General features: G+C 61.9%; 1 protein-coding gene. It reads right to left on the reverse strand.

Features of this window, described 5'->3' with window-relative positions; translation table 11 throughout:
* Window positions 1–1643, reverse strand: a 1643-nt coding sequence (locus tag BMW72_RS18215; RefSeq protein ID WP_092113169.1) for a primary-amine oxidase, incomplete at its 3' end; no start/stop codon positions are given.
* Window positions 1644–1655: the final 12 nt, after the last annotated feature.

A 1655-nucleotide genomic window follows, 5' to 3' on the forward strand; every position in this document is an offset into this window, starting at 1 on the left:
GCGGTCACCCACAGGTTGTTGCGAGCAAACTGAGCGCGCTGACTCACGTGGGAACGCTCGTCGGCGGCCAGGGTGATCGCATTCGTGGGGATGAGGCGGTAGGCCACCGGCTCGTTGACCAGGTTCTTGCTGTCGCGGTTGGCGACCTTCCAGAAGCGGTGCTTGGAGCTGTCGGCCTTGCGGATTGCCGCCTGCTCGGTTTCGAGCAGTCGATCAACCGCACGGAACGCGGTGAGGGTGGGGTTGTCGGCCGGGATCTCGGTGTCGACCTCGTAGACGGAGTTCAGCGGACCGTCAAGCTCAAAGTCCATCCGCACGTTGAAGAGGTGCTGGTGGATGGGGCCGTAGAGGCCGTCGTTGTTGAGCGCCTGGCCGTATGGGGTCTTTTCGCCCGGGTTCTGGGCGGCCGTCGACAGAATTCCCGTGGCCTTGACCAAAAACTCGATGCTGCCGTCAAGAAAGAGGTGCCAGTAGAACGCGTACTCGTAGTTGGCGACTGTCGCGATGAAGGAGATCACGAGTTTGCGGCTGCGTCGAACTTCGGCAGTACCTTCGCGGAAGTCGAAATGCTTCCACATGATGCTGTCGTCTTCTTCGTGCATGCAGATGGCGTTTTCGATGGTCATCGGGTTGCCGTGGCTGTCGGTCGTGATGCCATCGAAGTACTTGATCTCACCCAGGCAGTCGCAGCCGAGCTTGAGCGAGTTAGCCATGTTGCCGATGTTGTATTCGCCGGAGTCGAAGGCATTCTTCTTGGCCTGCACGGGAGCCGGGTCGCCGTAGGGAACGACCATCTCTGCCAGGGACGCGCGGTTGATGACGGATCGGTCCGTGCCCTTGTTGCGGAACTTGAGCTGGTGCAGCACCAGGCCCTCACGCGGTGTGAAACCCACGCGGAAGGACCAGTCGGCCCACCGCACATGGTTACCCGTCACCGTGAAGGACGCACCTTCGGGCTGGGTGATGGAAATGGGCTTGAGGTCGGTGCGAGCCGGCCCGACATACTTGGGCAGGTAGTTGCCGGCAGCCGAGGGCACCGGGATAGCTTCGGCGTCTTCAACCTTGGCGACCGTGCCGGAGGTGAGGTCGTAGATGACGACGAAGTTCTCGATCGGGTGGGCATAGGGGCTGTCGTCAGGATCCTGCCGAACGAAGACGAGAGCGCGCATCAGGCGTCGACCCTCAGCGTCTTCTCCGAACCAGCCAACCGACCACGGCTCAAAGCAGACCAGGTCCAGGTTGGTGATGCCGCGGGCAGTCAACGCCTCGACAACGCGCGGGTCCTTCTTGCAGTTGATCTCGCACTCGGCGAACTCGTCCAGCATGAACGGCGGCTGCACGCCCGACGCCAACTGGGTCCACGTCGTGACGATGCCGGAATCGAGGTTGATGATCGCTTCGAACGCGTCGCCCGTGGCCCGGTCGATGAGCACCGAATCAGCCTCACGCTCGGTCTCCGTGCCGGCCCGCAGAGCATGCTTGGACGGTTCCCGCAGCTCAACACTGATGAAGCGGAACGTCTCAGCCGCCGCCGGCCCATTCTTGAGAATGGCGACCGCGCGAGAAATCTCGGCACGGGACAACGGATCAAGCGGGTGCGCCCCGACAACAATTTCAGTTTCAGTTTCGACAGCGATGGTCATGGTTCTCTCCTT

It is taken from the genome of Cryobacterium luteum (assembly GCF_900110125.1).
GTDB lineage: Bacteria > Actinomycetota > Actinomycetes > Actinomycetales > Microbacteriaceae > Cryobacterium > Cryobacterium luteum.